The sequence below is a fragment of the Allorhizobium borbori genome (genome assembly GCF_014196535.1).
In the GTDB taxonomy this organism is placed as follows: Bacteria; Pseudomonadota; Alphaproteobacteria; order Rhizobiales; family Rhizobiaceae; genus Ectorhizobium; species Ectorhizobium borbori.
Genome location: NZ_JACIDU010000006.1, coordinates 63124 through 82559, shown reverse-complemented (window position 1 = coordinate 82559; position 19436 = coordinate 63124). Strand labels below are relative to the sequence as shown.

General features: G+C 63.7%; 16 protein-coding genes. 9 read left to right on the top strand and 7 right to left on the bottom strand.

Annotation, left to right across the window (positions count from 1 at the left end):
• Window positions 1–27: 27 nt before the first annotated feature.
• The 6 genes from biuH to GGQ66_RS08905 all read left to right on the top strand — a co-directional run bounded on the left by biuH (window position 28) and on the right by GGQ66_RS08905 (window position 5352).
• Window positions 28–705: a biuret amidohydrolase gene (gene biuH / locus GGQ66_RS08930; RefSeq protein WP_237358847.1), complete on the top strand. Its 678-nt coding sequence runs from the start codon at window positions 28–30 to the stop codon at window positions 703–705.
• Window positions 702–2240, top strand: coding sequence for an ABC transporter ATP-binding protein (locus GGQ66_RS08925; protein WP_183791590.1), 1539 nt, complete (start codon window positions 702–704; stop codon window positions 2238–2240). The genes biuH and GGQ66_RS08925 overlap by 4 nt, the downstream gene beginning before the upstream one ends.
• Window positions 2240–2905, top strand: a complete 666-nt coding sequence (locus GGQ66_RS08920; RefSeq protein WP_183791588.1) for a cysteine hydrolase family protein — start codon at window positions 2240–2242, stop codon at window positions 2903–2905. The genes GGQ66_RS08925 and GGQ66_RS08920 overlap by 1 nt, the downstream gene beginning before the upstream one ends.
• The gene (locus tag GGQ66_RS08915) at window positions 2898–3230 is read left to right on the top strand and encodes a cupin domain-containing protein (protein WP_183791586.1); all 333 of its coding nucleotides are present in this window, start codon (window positions 2898–2900) and stop codon (window positions 3228–3230) included. Before GGQ66_RS08920 ends, GGQ66_RS08915 begins: the two co-directional genes overlap by 8 nt.
• A gap of 17 nt (window positions 3231–3247) precedes the next feature.
• A complete protein-coding gene (gene atzF / locus GGQ66_RS08910; RefSeq protein WP_183791584.1) occupies window positions 3248–5044 on the top strand; it encodes an allophanate hydrolase in 1797 nt (598 codons plus the stop codon).
• 98 nt (window positions 5045–5142) lie between these two features.
• A complete protein-coding gene (locus tag GGQ66_RS08905; RefSeq protein ID WP_183791582.1) occupies window positions 5143–5352 on the top strand; it encodes a hypothetical protein in 210 nt (69 codons plus the stop codon).
• A gap of 11 nt (window positions 5353–5363) precedes the next feature.
• Here the strand turns inward: GGQ66_RS08905 and GGQ66_RS08900 are convergent, their stop codons facing one another.
• The 6 genes from GGQ66_RS08900 to GGQ66_RS08875 form a co-directional block, all read right to left on the bottom strand.
• Entirely contained in the window at window positions 5364–5777 is a 414-nt protein-coding gene (locus tag GGQ66_RS08900) for a type II toxin-antitoxin system VapC family toxin (protein ID WP_183791580.1), read from the bottom strand.
• Window positions 5774–6022 (bottom strand): type II toxin-antitoxin system VapB family antitoxin, encoded by a 249-nt coding sequence (locus tag GGQ66_RS08895; protein ID WP_183791579.1) that lies wholly within the window; start codon window positions 6020–6022, stop codon window positions 5774–5776. The genes GGQ66_RS08900 and GGQ66_RS08895 overlap by 4 nt, the downstream gene beginning before the upstream one ends.
• Window positions 6023–6135: 113 nt before the next feature.
• Window positions 6136–7563, bottom strand: a complete 1428-nt coding sequence (locus GGQ66_RS08890) for an aldehyde dehydrogenase family protein (protein ID WP_183791577.1) — start codon at window positions 7561–7563, stop codon at window positions 6136–6138.
• Between the two features lie 62 nt (window positions 7564–7625).
• A complete protein-coding gene (locus GGQ66_RS08885) occupies window positions 7626–9113 on the bottom strand; it encodes a glutamine synthetase family protein (protein ID WP_237358846.1) in 1488 nt (495 codons plus the stop codon).
• 47 nt (window positions 9114–9160) lie between these two features.
• Entirely contained in the window at window positions 9161–10483 is a 1323-nt protein-coding gene (locus GGQ66_RS08880; RefSeq protein ID WP_183791574.1) for a type I glutamate--ammonia ligase, read from the bottom strand.
• 76 nt (window positions 10484–10559) lie between these two features.
• On the bottom strand, window positions 10560–13454 hold the full coding sequence (locus tag GGQ66_RS08875) for a sulfite reductase subunit alpha (RefSeq protein WP_183791572.1): 2895 nt from the start codon (window positions 13452–13454) through the stop codon (window positions 10560–10562).
• A gap of 412 nt (window positions 13455–13866) precedes the next feature.
• Between GGQ66_RS08875 and GGQ66_RS08870 the strand changes: the two genes are divergently transcribed.
• The 3 genes from GGQ66_RS08870 to GGQ66_RS08860 are packed head-to-tail and all read left to right on the top strand — an operon-like array spanning window position 13867 to window position 17217.
• Complete coding sequence (locus GGQ66_RS08870) at window positions 13867–14595, top strand: type 1 glutamine amidotransferase (RefSeq protein WP_183791570.1); 729 nt, start codon at window positions 13867–13869, stop codon at window positions 14593–14595.
• Window positions 14596–14608: 13 nt separating this feature from the next.
• Window positions 14609–15781, top strand: coding sequence for a PAS domain-containing protein (locus tag GGQ66_RS08865; protein ID WP_183791568.1), 1173 nt, complete (start codon window positions 14609–14611; stop codon window positions 15779–15781).
• Window positions 15782–15783: 2 nt separating this feature from the next.
• A complete protein-coding gene (locus GGQ66_RS08860; protein WP_183791566.1) occupies window positions 15784–17217 on the top strand; it encodes a sigma 54-interacting transcriptional regulator in 1434 nt (477 codons plus the stop codon).
• Window positions 17218–17377: 160 nt separating this feature from the next.
• Here GGQ66_RS08860 and GGQ66_RS08855 read toward each other — a convergent pair whose 3' ends face one another.
• Window positions 17378–19432, bottom strand: a complete 2055-nt coding sequence (locus tag GGQ66_RS08855) for a TonB-dependent receptor domain-containing protein (RefSeq protein WP_183791564.1) — start codon at window positions 19430–19432, stop codon at window positions 17378–17380.
• Between the last annotated feature and the right edge of the window lie 4 nt (window positions 19433–19436).

Here is a 19436-nt window from a genome sequence, read left to right as displayed (position 1 = left end):
TCCGGCGGCAAGCGAATGGAGAACCCGATGACCACCATTCAGGCCGATCCCTATCTCTGGCCCTATAACGGCGACCTGCGCCCGGAAAACACCGCGCTGATCATCATCGACATGCAGACGGATTTCTGCGGACCGGGCGGCTATGTCGACAGCATGGGTTACGATATCGCGCTGACCCGCGCGCCCATCGAGCCGATCAGGAAGGTGCTCGCGGCCATGCGCGCCAAGGGCTACCACATCATCCATACCCGCGAGGGCCACCGGCCCGACCTTTCCGACCTGCCGCCCAACAAGCGCTGGCGCTCCCGCCAGATCGGCGCAGGCATTGGCGATGCCGGCCCCTGCGGACGCATTCTGGTGCGTGGCGAACCAGGCTGGGAAATCATCGACGAACTGAAGCCGCTCGACGGCGAGCCGATCATCGACAAGCCGGGCAAGGGTTCCTTCTGTGCCACCGACCTCGAACTCCTGCTGCGCACGCGCGGTATCGAGAACATCGTTCTTTCCGGCATCACCACCGATGTCTGCGTGCACACCACCATGCGCGAGGCGAACGATCGCGGTTTCGAATGCCTGCTTCTGGAAGATTGCTGCGCGGCGACCGACCCCGGCAACCACGCCGCCGCCATCAAGATGGTGAAGATGCAGGGCGGCGTGTTCGGCTCGGTGTCCGACAGCGCCAAATTCGTGGAGGCCCTGCCATGAGAGTTCCGCCACTCGACCTCAAACCGCCATCGCACGCCATCGAGGTGGCCACACTCGGCATGACCATGCGCTTCGGGTCGTTCACCGCGCTGAACGACGTGTCGATCAGGATCGCCGCCGGCTCCTTCCACGTGCTGCTCGGCGAAAACGGCGCGGGCAAATCGACGTTCGTCAAGTGCATGATGGGCTTCTACCGCCCGACCGCCGGACAGATGATGGTGGAGGGCCGCGAGGTGGAGGTGCCCGATCCGCGCGCCGCCCACGATCTCGGCCTTGGCATGGTCTACCAGCACTTCACGCTGGTGCCGTCGCTCACCGCCGCCGAAAACCTCGTCATCAGCCGGAATGACGTACCCGCCCGCATTCAATGGGACCGGGAACGCGCCGACCTCGCTGCCTTCATGAAAAAAATGCCCTTCACCGTGCCGCTCGATGTGCCGGTGGGCAGGCTGGCGGCGGGTGAGAAGCAGAAGCTCGAACTGCTGAAACAGCTCTATCTTGGCCGCCGCTTCCTCATCCTCGATGAACCGACCTCGGTGTTGACGCCCGCCGAGGCCGACGAACTTCTGGGCATGGTGCGCGGGCTGACGACCTCGGGCGAACTGACCTGCCTGATGATTTCCCACAAGTTCCGCGAGGTGACGGCCTTCGCCGATGAAGTGTCGGTTCTGCGCCGGGGCGAGCATGTCGGCGGCGGCAAGGTCTCCGAGCTGTCGACCGCCGACATGGCAGCGATGATGATCGGCGAGAAGGAACTGGTGCGGCCCGCCGCCCGCGTTGCGGTGAACGGGCAAACCGTGCTTGCGGTCTCCGGGGCGAAGCCGCCCGACCGATCCGGCCTGAAGATGATCGACATTGCCGATCTCAGGGTCAAGGCGGGGGAGATTGTCGGCATTGCCGGCATTTCCGGCAACGGCCAGATGGAGCTGATGGAAATCCTTTCCGGCCAGCGCCCGCTGGAACAAGGCACGGTGCAGGTCTGCGGCACGCCGTTCAAGGCAACGCGCGGCGAGGCCCGCAAATTCAACGTGCGCTACCTGCCCGAAGAACCGTTGCGCAATGCCTGCTCGCCGAAAATGAGCGTGGCCGAAAATATCTTCTTCCGTGATTTCGACTTTGCCGACGGCAAGCCGAAATTCTGGCTGGATAGCCGCCGCATGGCGGAACAGGCGGCAAGGTTGGTCGGGGAATACAAGGTGAAGACGGCCTCGCTTGCTACACCCATCGCAGCCCTTTCCGGCGGCAACGTGCAGCGCGCGGTTCTGGCGCGGGAATTCAACGGCAAGGTGGATCTGCTCCTCATCGCCAATCCCTGCTTTGGGCTCGACTTCTCGGCGGTGGCGGAGATCCGCGCCCGCATCATGGCGGCGCGCAATGCCGGCGCGGCCGTCTTGCTCATCAGCGAGGATCTCGATGAAATCCTCGAACTGTCCGACCGCATTCTGGTGATGTCGGAAGGCAGTATCGTCTTTGAAACGCCGGCGGCCAGCGCCGATATCGGCGAAATCGGCAAACACATGGCAGGACATCACTGATGGCGACGATCAAGGCCCGCCCCTTCGACTTCACACTCAACCCGGCGGAAACCGCGCTCATCGTCATCGACATGCAGCGCGATTTCGTCGAGCCGGGCGGTTTCGGCGCCACGCTCGGCAACGATGTTTCGCTGTTGCAGGCGATCATTCCCGCCACCGCGCAGCTCATCGCCGGCTTCCGCAAGGCCGGACTGCCGGTGATCCACACCCGCGAATGCCACGCCGCCGACCTTTCCGACTGCCCGCCCGCCAAGCGCGAACGCGGCAACCCAGCGCTTCGGATCGGCGATCCCGGCCCCATGGGCCGCATCCTGATCGCGGGCGAAGACGGAGCGGACATCGTGCCGGAACTCTATCCCGTCGCCGGTGAAACCGTCATCGACAAGCCCGGCAAGGGTGCGTTCTACGCCACGCCGCTTGGCGAAATCCTCAAGGAGAAAGGTATTCGCCAGCTCGTTTTCGCGGGCGTGACGACCGAGGTCTGCGTGCAGACCACCATGCGTGAGGCAAACGACCGGGGTTACGAGTGCTTGCTCGCCACTGATGCCACCGAAAGCTATTTCCCCGACTTCAAGAAAGCCGCCATCGACATGATGACCGCGCAGGGCGCGATCGTCGGCTGGGCGGCCACCGTCGACCAGATCGTGGAGGCCCTCGATGACTGAAACACTGCACCTCGACGATTTCCTTCAGGGCGGCTGGCGTCGCTACGAATTCGAGTATTTCCGCGAGGGCGTGGAAATCTGCCGCCTTGTGCGCGGTGAGCCGGAACTGGCACTGCTGCGCTATGCGCCGGGGGCGAGCGTGCCGAAACACCTGCATATGGGGCTTGAGACCATTCTGGTTCTGGAAGGATCGCAAAGCGACGAGTTCGGCCATTACGGGCCGGGGGCGCTGGTGACCAATCCGCAGGGCACCGTGCATTCGGTGTCGTCACCCGAAGGCTGCGTCGTCCTTATCCAGTGGACGAAGCCTGTGAAAATTCTTTGAAATCCGGAATGGCCGCCATGCAGAACATGCCTTTTACCCTTGAAAGCCTCCGCGCTGCCTATGCCGCGGGCCTCAGCCCCGTCGCTGTCATTACCGAGGTCTATCGCCGGATCGATGATGCCGGAGACCCCGGCCTCTTCATCCATCTCGCTCCGCTCGAAACGGTTCTGGCGGAAGCACAGGCGCTCGGCCCCTATGATCCGCAAAAGCCGCTTTTCGGCATTCCTTTCGCGGTGAAGGATAATATCGACGTCGCCGGTATGCCCACCACCTGCGCCTGCCCCGCCTTCGAATATGCCCCGGAAAAGGATGCCTTCGTGGTAGCGAGGCTCCGGGAGGCCGGCGCGCTGCCCGTCGGCAAGACCAATCTCGACCAGTTCGCCACCGGTCTTGTCGGCGTGCGCTCGCCCTATCCCGTTCCGAAAAACGCCATCGATCCGGCCATCGTGCCGGGCGGCTCCAGCAGCGGTTCGGCGGTGGCGGTGGCGCGGGGCATCGTGCCCTTCGCGCTCGGCACGGACACCGCCGGCTCCGGCCGTGTGCCGGCGGCGCTCAACAATATCGTCGGGCTGAAGCCGACGCTCGGCAGCCTTTCGGCCACCGGCATGGTGCCCGCCTGCCGCACGCTGGACACGATCTCGATCTTCGCGCTCACGGTGGAAGACGCCTTCGCCGTCTTCTCCGCCGCAGCCGGTTACGATGTGGCGGATGGCTACTCCCGCGCGTTTTCGCCGCCGTTCTTCGAAACGCCGGGGGCAGGCTTCACCATCGGCGTGCCGGATAGGGCCTCCCGCCTGTTCTTTGGCGACGATGCGCAGGCGGCGTCCTTCGAGGCAACGCTCGGCCTTCTGGAAGGGCTCGGCCACCGCATCGTCCCGCTCGATTTCTCGCCCCTCTACCGCATCGCCGCGCTGCTTTATGACGGTGCCTGGGTGGCGGAACGCTATGCCGCCGTCGAGAGCATGATCCGCAACAGCCCGGAAGCGCTTCACCCGGTCACGCGCAAGATCATCGGCCGGGCCGAAGCGCTTCTGGCGGCGGACGCCTTTCGCGACATCTATCGGCTGGCGGACCTGAAACGCGCCGCCGAACCGCTGCTGGCCGCCGTCGATCTTCTTTGCGTGCCCACCATTCCCCGCTTCTTTACGGTGAAGGATCTGGAAGCCGATCCGGTTGGCCCGAACTCGCAACTCGGCACCTATACCAACTTCGTCAACCTGCTCGATCTCTGCGGTCTGGCCGTGCCGGTGGCCGCCCGCACCGATGGCCGGCCCGGCAGCGTGACGCTGCTCGGCCCCACCGGCAAGGATGGCCGCCTCGCCGGCCTTGCCGCAACGCTTCAGGCCAGGGTCGCCCAACCGCTGGGCGCGACAAGCTGGATCTACGAACCCGCGCCGGCCTCGCCGCCGACCGCCGGGCCGGACGAGATTGCGGTCGCCATGGTCGGCGCCCATATGCGCGGCCTGCCGCTCAACCCCGAGGTAACGCGGCTTGGCGGCCGCTTCCTCTGCGAAGGCCGAACGGCCCCCGACTATCGCTTCTACGCGCTCTCCGGCGGCCCGCCGAAGCGGCCGGGACTGGTCAGGGTCGCGGAGGGCGGCGCCTCCATCGCGCTGGAAATCTGGGCCATTCCGCTGGCAGGCTTCGGCGCCTTCATGGCCGGCATCCCCTCACCGCTTGGCATCGGCACGGTGAAGCTGGAGGGCGGCGGCACCGTCAAGGGTTTCCTCTGCGAAACGGCGGGTCTTGACGGCGCGGACGAGATCACCGCCTTCGGCGGCTGGCGCGCCTATGTGGCCTCGCTGGCGAAGTGAGATTCATGAACGGCAACATCGATTGACGGGCGTGGATTAATCCATCGCCGGTCGATATACCCGTCGCATTGTCTCTCTCAACAACGGACGCTTCGGCCATGGAAACCACGACTATCGAGAACCGTGCGGATTTCGCGCAATGGGCGATCGAGCGCGCCAGCGCGATCATCGCCGAAGAAGGGGCAAACCTTGCCCTGGCCGCACGCGATGCCGACGAAGACAAGATCGCGGCGGCGGCCAATGCACTGGGACAGGCGATTGTCGATACGATGCTGGAAGTCTTTGACGGACTGTTGCAGGACGACTGATCGCCGTCGCGTCAAAAGGTCCAGGGGTCGACAAGATCAAGGCCCGTTCCGGTGAAATCCCGCAGGTTGCGGGTGGCAAGCCGCCCGCCATGGACGGCGGCAATCGCAGCGATCATGCCGTCCTGCGCCGACATGGGGCGTCCCTCGCGCACGGCGCGGCCCATGATCTCGCCATAGGCCATTGCCGCCTCTTCGGTCAGGCCGAAAATGCGCCCGGCAAAGCGGCGACGCCAGTCGGAAAGCCCCTGTTCCAGCCGGTTGGCGCGCTCGTCGGGCCGGATCTTCTGGATGCCGAAGGCAATTTCCGCGAGCGTGACGGTCGGCAGCGCCAGTTCCGCATCGAACCGCACCAGCCAGGCAATGACATTCTCGTCGGGCGTCTTTTTCAGCGTTTCCGAGATGACGTTGGTATCGAGAAAGATCACAGGTCGAGACCCGTATTCGGCGTGCGATGGTCGCGGATCGTCGTTTCCAGATCGATCTCCGTGCCGAAGGCATCGGAAACGCGGCGATAGAACTGGTGGGCGGGCTCACGACCGGCCTCGCGCACCTCGTAGGCTTCCAGCGCGCGCTCGACGATATCGGCAATCGAGCGGTTCTCGCGCCGGGCCAGACGATGCGCCAGATCGCGGGCGCGGGCGCTACGCACGGAAAGTTGCGGTTCTGCCATGGTCGTTCTCCTTTGCAGTCAATATAGGCGCAAAGGTGCCAGCCATCAAGATGGCAACGGATGGCTAGCCATCAGGAGAAGACGGCGCGGTTGCCCACGCCGTCCACTCAGCCTTATTCGCCGTAACCGACGATACCCTTGATTTCGAGGAAGTCGTGAATGCCCCAATCGGCATATTCGCGACCATTGCCCGACTGCTTGTAACCGCCGAACGGGGCCATCGTGTCCCAGTCCGGATAGTTGAGATAGACCGAGCCGGCGCGCATTTTCAGCGCGATGGCGCGGGCATGGTCGAGATTTTCCGACTGCACATAGGCGGCCAGCCCGTAAACCGTGTCGTTGGCGATGGCGACGGCTTCATCCTCATCCTTGTAGGGCAGGATGGAGAGAACGGGGCCGAAGATTTCCTCGCGCGCGATGGTCATGTCGTTGGTCACGCCGCCGAACACGGTCGGGCGCACGTAATAGCCGCGGTTGACGCCTTCCGGACGGCCAAGGCCACCGGCAACGAGCGTCGCGCCTTCCTTGATACCGGCCTCGATGAGGCGCTGCACCTTGTCGAACTGGAGTTGCGAGACGAGCGGGCCGAGGATGGTCGCCTCGTCGCGCGTATCGCCCACGGTGAAGGTTTCGGCTTCGGACTTGGCATAGCCCAGCGCTTCCTCGTGGCGGTCGGCGGGAACCAGCATGCGGGTCGGCGCATCGCAGGACTGGCCGGTATTGCCGAAGCAGGCCTGAACACCCTTGCGCACCGCCGTTTCGATGTCGGCATCGGGCAGGACGATGTTGGCGGACTTGCCGCCCAGTTCCTGCGCCACGCGCTTCACCGTATCGGCGGCGGTCTTCGCCACGATGATGCCGGCACGGGTGGAGCCGGTGAACGACACCATGTCCACATCCGGATGGCCGGCCATGATCTGGCCGACATCGGGGCCCGTGCCGTTGACGAGGTTGAACACGCCCTTCGGGACGCCCGCCTCTTCCATGATTTCGGCCCAGACGATGCCGGAGATCGGCGCGATTTCCGAGGGCTTCAGAACGACCGTGCAGCCCGTGGCAATGGCAGGCGCCACCTTGCAGACGATCTGGTTGAGCGGCCAGTTCCACGGCGTGATCAGCGCCACGACGCCGATCGGTTCCTTGACGATGGTGGTTGCCCCGCGCTTTTCGGTGAACTCGAAGCTTTCGAGGCCGGCAATGGTCGATTCCATGTGGGCGCGGCCGGCCCAGGCCTGGGCTTCGCGGGCAAAGGTGATCGGTGCGCCCATTTCATGGCTGACGGCCTGCGCAATATCCTCGAACCGCTTGTTGTAGACTTCAAGGATCTTCTTCAGGAGCGCCAGACGCTCGGCCACCGGGGTCTGCGAGAAGGACGGGAAAGCCGCCTTGGCAGCGGCCACGGCCTTGTCCACATCCGCCCTCGAGCCGACGGAAATCTGCGTATAGGCCTCTTCGGTAGACGGGTCGATGACGTCGAGCGTGGCGGGAACGACCGGATCGACCCAGGCGCCGTTGATGTAGAATTTCAGATGGTTGGACATAGTTCCTCTCTCTTGTCGTTGTTGGCGGCGGCGGGCGGCATCCGCCCGCCGTAAAGGGGGGGTCAGGGCAGGTAATCCATGTAGCGTTCCATGTCCCAATTGGTCACTTCCTTGAGGAAGCGCTTCCAGTCGTCGCGCTTCATCAGGTCGTAGAGTTCGTAGAGACGGCCCGGCATGGCTTCGAGAACGAGATCGTCGTTCTTGAGCGCATCGAGGGCTTCATTGAGGTTGAGCGGGATGAGATCGACATGGCCGCCGGCCTTCATCACTTCCACCACGTTGCGGTCCTCCGGTGCGCCGGGATCGATCTTGTTGGTCAGGCCGTCATCCAGCGCCTTGATGAGCGCAGCGCAGAACATATGCTGGTTCACCATGGCATCGACGGCGCGGAATTCAAAGCGGTCCGGCGCGGAAATGCGGATGGTGCAGGAGCGGTTCTGCAGGCCCCAGTTGGCGCCGATCGGAGCCCAGAGGCCGACATCGGCAAAGCGACGGTAGGAGTTCACCGTCGAGGCGCCGATAGCGGTCAGCGCACCGATATGCTTCAGCGCGCCGCCAAGCGCATGGTGGCCGAGTTCGGTCGGCAGCCAGCCGCCTTCCTTGTTCTCGAACTCGTTGACGCCGCCTCTGGTGTAGGTGAACACCTCTTCCATGCCCGGCAGTTCGCCGGACACGAGCTGCTGGACCTGCGGCTCGCCGCCCGACCAGATCGAGCAATTGTGGTGGCAGCCATTGGCCGGAACGCCCATCATGGGCTTGGCCATGAAGCAGGCGATAAGGCCATGCTGGCGGGCCACCTCGTTGCAGATCTGGCGATAGGTGGTCAGGCGGTCGCAGGTGCGCACGGCATCGTCGAAGGCGAAGTTGAGTTCCAGCAGGCCCGGCGCGTCTTCCACATCGCCCTGGATCATGTCGAGCCCCATGGCGTGGGCATATTCATAGACCTGCTTCCACACCGCGCGGGCGGATTCGAACTGGCCGATATGGTAGGCATAGGGCTCGGTGATGCCGGAATAGGGAACGGCTGAGCCTTCCGGATTCTTCTTCAGCCACAGCATTTCCGGCTCCATGCCGACGCGCAGATGAAGCCCGTTATGCTTCTCGCGGAATTCGCGGTCGAAACGCTTGAGGTTGCCGCGTACGTCGCATTCGAAGTAACCACCGGGGTTATTGGCGTCTTCCAGGCCGTAGAACAGGGTGCAGAACACGCGCGCAATGCTCTTGTCCCAGGGAAGCTGGCAGAAGGTTTCCGGGTCCGGCAGGGCCAGAACTTCGCCGTCATTGGCGGAAAAGCCGTAGAGGCTGCCGTTCATGTCAGTATCGACATTGGTGACGCCACCCATCCAGGTCTGCACACCCTTGCGGGCATTGTTGGCCCAGTGCCGGGCCGGAACCGCCTTGCCGAGCACACGGCCGGTGATCGAGACATATTGATAGTAGATATACTCGATGCCGAGCGACTTGATCTTTTCGGCCACGCGGGCCACGCGCTCCTGCCGCAGCGGGTCGTGGAGTTCGCGGTAAAGATCGCAATCGGGGTTCATGGACATTCTAAAGTTCTCCTCTTTGGATTTTGTTGTGTTGGGCGGACCGGGGTTCAGCCTTCGAGGTAACGGGCAAGCTCGGCCGCGCTGACGGCCTTGGCGAGGCTTGCATGCTCGACTTCGCAGGCATGGGCGAAATGCTGGACAAAGGCGTCACCAAAGGCGTTCTTCGCCTGTGTGCTGGCCTTCAGCCGCTCGGCGGCATCCTTCAGGTCGCGCGGCAGGCGGGTGGCGCCGGGCGGAATGTCATCGGGACCGCCGAAGGGCGTGGCATCCGGCGGGGTCAGCCCTTCCGCAATGCCGTCGAGACCGCCGGCAAGCGCCAGCGCCAGTGTCAGGTGCGGGTTGCAATCGGCCCCCGGCAAGCGGAATTCGAGGCGGGCGCTGTCTTCCGTATTCGGCACGGAACGGACGGCGGTGGTGAAGGTATATTCCGCCCAGGTGACGGATTTCGGCGCCCAGGACCCCGGTGCGAAACGGCGATAGGCGTTGACGGTATGGGCCGCGAGCGCGAAGGCCTCCGGGGTCAGCCGCGCCATGCCGCCGATGAACTGCCGTGCCAGCGCATTGGTGGTGCCGGCGGGATCGGCAAAGAGGTTCCTGCCGGTTTCCTTGTCCCACAGCGACAGCACGACATGGCCGCCAATGCCGGGGAACGGTGCGCCCATGGAGGCCATGAAGCTTGCCGTCATGCCGCGGCTGCGGGCGAAGGAGCGGGCGGCGACGCGGAAGAAGGCGGCGTCATCGGCGGCCTTCATCGGCGTTTCGGCGGCGAGCGTCGCCTCGAAGCAGCCGGGGCCAAGCTCGCCGGCCACCGCAAACAGCGAAACGCCGTGATCGAGAATGGCGCGCTCCAGTGCGGCGACGAACTCGGCCTGATCGGCTGCCGTCTGGCCCGACCAGCACTTGTTTTCCGGCATGAAGGTGGAAAGACCGGCAAAGCCCTTGTCGCGCAGGCTGGCGGCATCTTCTTCAAGGAAGATCACCTCGAATTCGAAGGCGGCGCGCACCTCGTAGCCCATGGCATCGGCCCGCTCGATCTGCCTGCGCAGCACGTCGCGCGGCAGAAGCCCTGCATTATCGCCGGCATATTCGGCAATGAGCGTCGCCGCCTTCGGCTCGAAGCCGTAGGGACGCAGCGACCCCAGATCGAGCGACAGCGCCTCGGTGAGATAGGGTCCACCGCCGAACAGGTTATCGGCACTGTCCCAATGGGGCAGCGTGTTGGAAAAGCGCGGATCGCGCGCCCAGGCGAGAAACTGTTCGCGGCGCAGGCGGCGTTCGCGGAACATGCTGGCGTAATCGAACAGGCCGACATGCAGCACGTCGATGCCTTCGCGTTCCAGCCGTTCGGCAAGTTTTGTCAGATCGGTCATGAAGAACTCCGGTTGGTTTTGGCGGTGGAGGACTTCGCGGCGACAGGGCCGCGAAGCGGTCTGTCTTTCGGTCAGATCAATAGACGTCGCGCAGGTAGCGCTTGTCGCGGCGCAGCGCCTCGACGTAATCGCTGGCATCCGTGGCGCTCATGCCGCCCTCGGACGCGACAATTTCGATGAGCGCGGCCTCGACATCGGCGGCCATGCGGGTGGCATCGCCGCAGACATAGAGGAAGGCGCCGTCCTGCAGCCACGCAAAGAGATCGGCGGCGGCCTCGCGCATGCGGGTCTGGACATAGACCTTCTCGGCCTGATCGCGCGAGAAGGCGAGATCGAGCCGTGTCAGCACGCCCTGACGTGTGAATTCGGCAAAATCGGCCTCATAGAGAAAGTCGCTCTCGCGGTTACGATCGCCGAAGAACAACCAGTTGCGGCCCTTGGCGCCGCGCGCCCGGCGTTCCTGCAGGAAGGCGCGGAAAGGGGCGACCCCCGTGCCGGGGCCGATCATGATGACCGGGGCGTCATCATTGTCCGGCAAACGGAAAGCGCGGTTGGGCGACAGGAACATCGGCACCGCGCCGCCCGCCGCCACCCGATCGGCCAGCCAGGTGGAGGCAACGCCGCCGCGATCGCGACCATGGGCATGGTAACGCACCGCCGCCACGGTGAGGTGAAGCGTGCCGGGATGTTCCTTCGGGCTGGAAGCGATGGAATAGGCCCTGTGCTGCAACGGCTTCAGCAGACCGATGAAATCGGCGAGCGGCAACGCACCCGTGGGCAGCATGGTGACGAGATCGAGCACATCGCGGCCATGGACCCAGGCATCGAGCGCCTGCCGGTCGCCATGCTCCAGCACATGCTTCAGATCCGCATCGCCCGAACGCTTCGCCACCTCCGCAACGAGTTCGCGCGACGGCAGCCCCAGTTCGAAACCTTCGGCCAGAAGCGGGCCGAGCGGCTTGTCGAAACCCTGAACCGGCTGATGGGCGCAGGTGCCGAAGGCGGCCATGATGGCGGATACCAGCGCGGGATCGTTGACCGGCACGACGCCGATGCAATCGCCCGCCTCATAAGTGAGGCCGCTCTCGCCGAGATCGATTTCTATGTGGCGCGTCTCCTTCTGGGACGACGCACCGGAAAGCCGCGTGTTGGCGGCGATCTTCGCGGCATAGGGATTACGGCGGGTCCACTTCGCCCGCATTCCCTCACCTGCCGCTTCGGTGAAGGCGGCTTCCTCACCTTCGACGGTCTTCAGCACGCCGAGCGCCCGTTCCACCCAGGGGAAGGCGATGGCCGCATAGTTCACGTCGCAATCGACGCGCGGTTCGAGGCAGGTCGCGCCGAGCGCCTGTAGCCGCTCATCGATGGCACGGCCGGCGGCACAGAAGGTTTCGTAACCGGTGTCGCCCATCGACATCAGCGTGTAGGAAAGGCCGGCGAGATCCGGCGCATCCGCCGCCGTCACCGCTTCCCAGAAATTGCGCGCCGTATCCGGCATTTCGCCCTGACCATAGGTGGAGGTGACGATCAGCAGGCGCTTCAGCCCCTTGAGTTCATCGAGCGGCAAGGCATCGAGCGAGAGAACGCGCGGGGCAAACCCCTTGGACCGGGCGATGCCGGCAATGTCTGTTGCCATCTGTTCGGCATTGCCGGTCTGGGTACCGTAAAGAATGGTCAGCGAAACCGCCGGGCCGGAGGCGGCATCGGCGGGGGCTGGTTCCACCGGCGCCGCCGCGCTTGGCGGAATGAAGGCCTTGCGCTCGCCGGCATCGAAGGTCATCGGCAGGATGATCGGACCGGTATTGCCGCTATCGGGCAGGAAGCGGGCTTCCGCGCCGATGACCGGATTGCGGATACGGTGGGCGAGGATGGCCAGCGCCTCCGTCATGTCGCCACGGGCGATGAAGTGACCGAGGCAATGATGGGCGCCGCCGCCGAAGCCGAAATGCGGCTTGCGTTCCGCGACGATATTGAAGGAGGGATCATCGAACGCGCGCGGATCGGACGCCGCCGACTGGCCGAAAAGGTGAATGGTGGTGCCGCGCTTGATCGTCAGGCCCTGATAGGTGAAATCCTCCACCGCCTCGCGCGTGACCCAGGTAATGGTCGGGCGGATACGCATGACCTCTTCCACCGCAGCCTTGCCCAGCTCGGGATTGTCGCCCAGCAGCGCCCACTGGTCGGGATGGTTGGCGAACACTTCCATGGCCAGACCCAACTGGTTGCGGGTCGTATCGATGCCACCGAAGATGGCGAGCACGATCATGTCGTAGAGTTCCTGATCGGAGAGTGCTTCCGTGCTTTCCATGTTGGCCTTGACCAGCATGGACAGGAAATCCTCGCCAAGCGGCTGCTTGCGCATCTCCGCCACCAGCGCCATCACATAGCCGAACATCTTTTCGGTGGCGGCCTCGACGGTGGCGAGATCCTGCTTGTAGGTGACGCCGAGCGCCAGCCCCATATCGGCTGCGAGATCGGCCAGTTCCCGCCATTTGTCATGCGGCAGGCCGAGCAGCATGCAGATGACGCGGGTGGCGTAGGGTTCGGCAAAGGCCGACATGAACTCGCAGGAGCCCCTCTCCACGAAGCCATCGATCAGCTCATTGGCAAGCCTGGCGAATTCGGGCCGGAGTGCTATGACCAGCTTGGGTGAAAAGGCCGGGTTGGCCATGCGGCGCAGGCGGGCATGGTTCGCCCCTTCCTGCGACAGCAGCATGTTTTCCCACCAGGTGGCGAAATGGCCGGTCACATCGTTCAGCTTGGGCCAGGCATAGCTGCCCTGCCGCAGCCGCGCATCGCGCATCAGCTTGTGCACTTCATCGTAGCGCAGAACGGCAAGGCCGTAATTGGTGCGCGCGCACCAGCTCGCCTCACGCGCGGCATTCACCACATCCGAGCGGATGGAGAAATCGGGGTCGGTCATGTCGAGATACGGCAGCGTTTCCGCATCGATCAGGGCTTCGGTCGTCATGTTTCCCTCTCGGCTTTTCTTTTGCAGAGAGAGCAGCAAGCGCCGTGCCATCTTGCGATGGATTTTTAACGCATTGTTTTTATGTTATTATTTTGCACAGACTGCGCAAGAGCAAGAAAATTCGGGGCCTGTGATGCGTTTTCGCCACCCCTTTTCGGCTGCATTCCCGCATCGCCCGGAAACGGCCCGAGACCACCCTCTCACCGGGATGAAATGAGCCCGACCGGCGACGAAACGCGGCAAAAGGCGCGCGTGCGCTGCAAAATCGACGGCCTCTTATGCAAAACTGCAGCACGCCACCGGAAACCCATAGACAAGCCGTTGATTTCAAAGAGATATACCGCTGGCACGAAACTTGCTGATTGACCGGTAACGAAAGCCGCATCGCGGGCAAGGAATGACAGACACGGCCATGAGCAGGAAAACGCTTCTCTTTATCTCCCAGTTCGCCCAGCCGGGCACCTATTCCCGCGCCACCTGGCGGCGCGTGCAGGATGGCGACGACGAAACCCGCGCGCTTGCCACGCTGCTCGACCATATCGGCCTGCTCGACCACATCAATTATCGCGGCGTGAAGGCGCATGAGGGCGAGCCCCTGCCCGAGGATCTGGACGCCATCGATGCCGTCATTCTCGGCGGCAGCTTCGCCTCCGTCTCCGACAATTACCCCTGGCAGCAGGCGATTTCCGTCTGGGCGAAGCGCTGGCGCGGAACCGGCAAGCCGATGATGGGCATTTGCGGCGGTCACCAGCTCATGTCCACGCTGCTTGGCGGACGGGTGGAAAAATCCCCCGCCGGCCCGGAAGTGGGCAGCCTGCCGGTGACGCGGACGCAGGCCGGCCGCGCCCATTTCCTGTTTGACGGGTTTGACGACGAAGCCCGCTTCTTCTTCGGCAATTTCGACCGCGTGGTGGAGGTGCCGGAGGGAACGACGGTGCTCGCCACCCGCCCCAACCTGCCGGCGGCAGCGCTCGACCACGGCGGCGGCTGGGTTTCCGTGCAGTTTCACCCGGAAACCACCTGCGACCGCATGGCGACCTGCTGGGCCGAACTCGACCCGCAGCAGGGCGCGCGCTACACTTTCATTCCCGGCTGCGAAGCCATGATGCGCAACTTCATCACCGGAAACGGGCTGGCATGACGGCTGAATCAAGATGAGCGATTTTCAGGACCTCACGGAGCCGTTCCAGCCGGACGCCTCGCTTTCACTGGCGGAGGACATGCTGGTCGATGTCATCTCGCTTGACGGGCGCATTCTCTGGCTGAACGACTTGCAGGCCGAACTTCTCGGCGCCTATGACCGGGACCTGGCCGGCTATGACGCCGCCGCCTTCTACACGGTGGAATCCTTTGCCGAAATCCGGCAATTGCTGCGCCACCGCAGCCGCGCCGAACACGCCTCGACCATCGACCTGACCCTGCTGGGAGCGGGCGGGCGGCCGATCCGCACGCTGGCGCGCGCCCGCTTCATCCGCTTTCAGGGCGAGCCGGCGCTTCGGCTGGCCAAGCTCGATTACGGCCCGGTGGGCAACCATTACCGCCGGCTGGAAGACGATGTGCGCATGCTGAAATCCATGGTGGAAACCTCCAACGAGGCCCACTGGAGCATCGCCTTCATCGAACCGGTGGACACGACCCTGCCGCGCGCCGACGTGGTGCAGCAGGTGTTCGAGAACCAGTCGGTCTGGCGCATGTGCAACCCGGCCATGGCTCGCATCTATCAGCTTCCGGAAACGATGGACTTCAATGAACAGGATGTGCGCCTCTACTGGCCGCGCAGCGCCGCCAACGAACAGTTCGTGGAAGAGATCATCAATTCCAACTATGCCATCGACGATGCGCTGAGCGTCGACCGACGGCACGACGGCACACTGCAATATATTCTCAACGACGTGCGCGCCGAGATCGCCGACGGCTTCCTGCTCAGGCTTTGGGGCAATTGCCGCGATGTGACCGAGCAGCACAAGGCCGACGACCGGCAGGTGAACGCCTTCAAGCTCATCAGCCGGGCGCTGGATGGCCTGCCCGATGCGGTGATGGTGGTGGATGCCGCCGGCCGCATCGTGTGCCGCAACAAGGCCTTTGCCGCCGCCTTTGCCGAAAGCCGCACGCTGGAAGCGCTGATTCTGGCCCATTGCCGCACCCGGCGGCCGACAAACGGCTGGTCACTGCTGGCCAATGCCGGCGGCCACGGCAATGCGCCGCTGATCGACGTTCACAGCCGCAGGATCACGGGACCGGAGGGCGAGGCCTGGACGGTTCTGACCATTCGCGAGCGCGCCGGCGACGCGCCGCGACGCACCACCCGCCAACCGAAAAGGCGATAATCGTGATCACACCGGGCGATATTCCACAGTTCTATCTGGGCGTCCGGGGCGCGGAAGCGCTTACCCGCGAGGCCTGGGAGCAGAACCTGCAGAGCGCGGCCTTCCGGGCCTTCGCCAACCTGCTGACCGATATTCTCATCATCGTCGATCCCGACGATGTCGTCGTCTTCCTGAACATCGCCGCCGAGCGGGCAGCACGGCTTTCCCAGCCGTTCGAGGCGCACGCCCTGCCGACCTTTCTGCGCTTTTCCGATTTCGACATGAATGATTTCCTCGCCTCCATCGAGCGCGGCCATTCGCAGGGCCTCGTGCGGGCGAAAACCTCGGGCCGCATCTATCAGGCCACACGCCGCATGCTGATGACGGCGGGCTCCTCGACCGGATTTTCCGTCTATTTCCTGCGTGATCCGGAAAATGCCGAACGCAGCAAGCGCGGCATGCAGGGCCGCTCCATTTCCGCCAGCGACCAGAAGGAAAGCGCAAGGCTGATCTTTCCCGACAGTCTCAAGCTCCAAATCGAGCAGGCGACGCGGGCCTATGCGCGCAATTTCCGCATTCTGCTTCTGGGCGAATCCGGCGTCGGCAAGACGGCCATTGCCCGCCATGTGCATCTGAGCGGCGGCGACCGTGGCCGCCCCTTCATCCATGTGAATTGCGGCTCCATTCCCGAAACGCTGTTTGAATCCGAGATGTTCGGCTATGAGCGCGGGGCCTTTACCGGCGCGCTGCAGGCCGGCAAGCGCGGCTATATCGAAAGTGCGGCGGGCGGCACGCTGTTTCTCGACGAAATCGGTGAAATTCCGCTGTCGTCCCAGCCCAAACTGTTGAAATTTCTCGAAGACGGCACGATCCAGCCGGTCGGCTCCTCGGTTGCCAAGAAGATCGAGACGCGGGTGATTACCGCCACCAACCGCGATCTCTCCGAAATGACCCGTAGCGGCGGCTTCCGCAAGGATCTGCTCTACCGCCTCTCGACCTTCCCGGTGGAAATTCCCCCGCTGCGCGCCCGCACCGACAAGGCCGATATTCTCGACATGATGCTGGAACGCGCGAGCACCGAACGCGGCGCGGCGCTGAAGCTCTCGCCCGCCTGCCGCTCCATCCTTTTGCGCCATGGCTTTCCCGGCAATCTGCGCGAGATGAAAAGCATCGTCGATTATCTCGATATCGTCGCCACGGATCTGGCAACGCCCGACCACCTGCCGCCCTCGTTCTCGCAGCACTCCGCCGCGCCGCAGGCCGAGCCCGGCCTCCCCTTGCCCGCCCTGCCGGAAATCGACGTGGTGGGCCTTACCCTCAAGGACATGACGCGGGCCTTCGAGGAAAGGGGCATCAACGCCGCCCTGGACCGGCTGGGTTCCAAACGCGCCGCCGCCAAGGAACTCGGCGTCGACATCGCCACCATCGTGCGCAAGACAAACCGCGCCGTGGAGTGACGTCCGGCCCCCGGGCGTCACTGGCCTTGCGGGGCATCATGCCCCCTCACCACAGTCCTAGAGCATGTCCGGTGAATACAGGATCACCGGAAATGCTTTATCCTTCTGTTTTTGCCGCATTGTCCGAGGCCGAAGCGAGCAGGCTTCGGCTGGAAATGCTCTAGAAGGTCGAGGTCATCGACAGGAAGTAAGTCCTGCCGTCTTCCTTGTAGTTCGATGTCGTTGCCGGCTGGGCGTCGAAGAGATTGTTGATCCCCGCCTTGAACGAGAAGTTGTCGTTCATGTCGAACTTCGTCGAAATGCTGAAGATCGAATATGGATCGACATTCTGGGCAATCAGGGTTTCCGGCGTGGAAACATAATCGACCTGCTTGCCATAATAGTCGTAGGACGCCGTGAAGCTCAGGTTCTCCCGCGGACGCCAGGTCACTTCCGAATGCACGGACAGCTCCGGATCCGCCGACAACGGCATGTTCGTCTCAAGGTTCTTCGATTCCAGCAGGTAGGTGAACGAGTTGGTCCAGCTCAGGTCGGCATGCACCGGAATGGTGAGGCTTCCCTCGATCCCCTGCGAGCGGGCCCGATCGACATTGATCTGCTGCACATATTTGGTGCCGTTCGGCAGGATGAGCGAAGCGGTGCGGGCCGAGGTGATCTTGTTCTTCATGTCGTTGAAGAAATAGGTCAGGCCGCCCTTCCATTCGCTGTCGTCATAGGTCAGGCCGACCTCGAAGCTGTTGCTCGTTTCGGGCTTCAGGTCCGGGTTGCCGACCATTTCGCAGGGGCCGCCCACCGCACCGCAACCGCGGCCGCGTGACGTCGTGACCCAGTTCGGATCGAGCTGGCGCAGATTGGGCGCCTTGAACGCCTGCGCCCAGCCGGTCCGCAGGGCGACCGTATCCGTCAGCTCATACATGAAATAAGTGCGAGGGCTGAAATGCGAGCCGAACTGTTCGTGGTAATCGTAGCGCAGACCGGCGGTCATGCTGAAACGGTCGTTGAACTCGACCTTGTCTTCCGCAAACAGGGCGCCCGTGAAGAAGTCCGCTTTCGGGGAGCCCGTCGAACCGGTCACCGTGTTGGACTTGCCGAGATTGGCCGGATCGTTCAGCTTTTCAAGCCGGACTTCTCCCCCCACGATGAGATGATGGGTGAAGAAATAGTCGAGCGGGTCGAGCGCCAGCTTGCTGTCGAGCGCATAGTTGCGGGATTCGATGTCGATACCCGTCGTCTTCGTGGTGTTCGTGGCGTCTTCGAAATAGAGATTGGTCGTCGACTTGCCGATCTCCCACTGCCCTTCGTGGCCCAGCGAAGCGGTCGTCCGCTCGATGGACGTCTCGGGATCGACATCACCGGGCGCGAGAAAGGGGTTGTACTTTTCGCGGGCGTGGCCAAGCTCCAGCTTGATCGTCTGGTCGTCCGTCGGCGTAAGGGTCAACCGGCCGGTGAGGTCGAAATCCTGGGTTCCACGCGGTACCTCGATGTCGTTGGAATAGGCCGGGTTATCCGCCTGCCGCCGGCTGATATTGCCGTAAGCGGAGAAGCTGATCAGATCCTTGAGAACAGGTCCGCTGACATACCCGCCGAGACGATGTGTCTTGCCGGTGGCGGCGCTGGCGGGCAGCAAGGCCTCGCTGGTCAACGAACCGGTCCAGCGGTTGCTGGCCTTCTTGGTGATGATGTTCACGACGCCGCCCATGGCATCCGATCCGTAAAGGGTGGACATCGGCCCGCGCACCACCTCGATCCGCTCGATGGCGTCAAGCGGCACCCAGTTCAGGTCGCCGTTGTACTTGCGAAGCGTGGTTGCCCCCGCATTGACGCGCTTGCCGTCGATCAGGATCAGCGTGTAGCTGCTGCCAAGGCCGCGCATGCTGATGCCGCGCGTACCGTTGCTGCCGAAACCGACATTGACACCCGGAACGGTGCGAATGGCTTCGCTGAGATCGGCAACGGCCTTCTTTTTCAGGTCGTCCTGGCCGATGACCGAGATGCTGGCCGGCGCTTCCTTGATCGTCTGTTCATAGCCGCCCGCCGTGACCACGATGGCTTCGAGCAACGTGGCGTCATCGGCTTCCTGAGCGAGAGCGATGGCCGGCAGCGAAAGCGCCATGCCGCTCACGGCTGCCAGAAGCCTCTTTCCGATACGCCGATGGCCGGCCGATCCAGCCCGCTTCGTTTCGATGGCGCGTGCCCATCCGCAACCGTTTCGCATAGCT

Coding starts and splice junctions, on each gene's coding strand:
- biuH (WP_237358847.1), top strand. CDS start 28: ATGACCACCATTCAGGCCGATCCCTATCTCTGGCCCTATAACGGCGAC.
- GGQ66_RS08925 (WP_183791590.1), top strand. CDS start 702: ATGAGAGTTCCGCCACTCGACCTCAAACCGCCATCGCACGCCATCGAG.
- GGQ66_RS08920 (WP_183791588.1), top strand. CDS start 2,240: ATGGCGACGATCAAGGCCCGCCCCTTCGACTTCACACTCAACCCGGCG.
- GGQ66_RS08915 (WP_183791586.1), top strand. CDS start 2,898: ATGACTGAAACACTGCACCTCGACGATTTCCTTCAGGGCGGCTGGCGT.
- atzF (WP_183791584.1), top strand. CDS start 3,248: ATGCAGAACATGCCTTTTACCCTTGAAAGCCTCCGCGCTGCCTATGCC.
- GGQ66_RS08905 (WP_183791582.1), top strand. CDS start 5,143: ATGGAAACCACGACTATCGAGAACCGTGCGGATTTCGCGCAATGGGCG.
- GGQ66_RS08895 (WP_183791579.1), bottom strand. CDS start 6,022: ATGGCAGAACCGCAACTTTCCGTGCGTAGCGCCCGCGCCCGCGATCTG.
- GGQ66_RS08890 (WP_183791577.1), bottom strand. CDS start 7,563: ATGTCCAACCATCTGAAATTCTACATCAACGGCGCCTGGGTCGATCCG.
- GGQ66_RS08885 (WP_237358846.1), bottom strand. CDS start 9,113: ATGTCCATGAACCCCGATTGCGATCTTTACCGCGAACTCCACGACCCG.
- GGQ66_RS08880 (WP_183791574.1), bottom strand. CDS start 10,483: ATGACCGATCTGACAAAACTTGCCGAACGGCTGGAACGCGAAGGCATC.
- GGQ66_RS08875 (WP_183791572.1), bottom strand. CDS start 13,454: ATGACGACCGAAGCCCTGATCGATGCGGAAACGCTGCCGTATCTCGAC.
- GGQ66_RS08870 (WP_183791570.1), top strand. CDS start 13,867: ATGAGCAGGAAAACGCTTCTCTTTATCTCCCAGTTCGCCCAGCCGGGC.
- GGQ66_RS08865 (WP_183791568.1), top strand. CDS start 14,609: ATGAGCGATTTTCAGGACCTCACGGAGCCGTTCCAGCCGGACGCCTCG.
- GGQ66_RS08855 (WP_183791564.1), bottom strand. CDS start 19,432: ATGCGAAACGGTTGCGGATGGGCACGCGCCATCGAAACGAAGCGGGCT.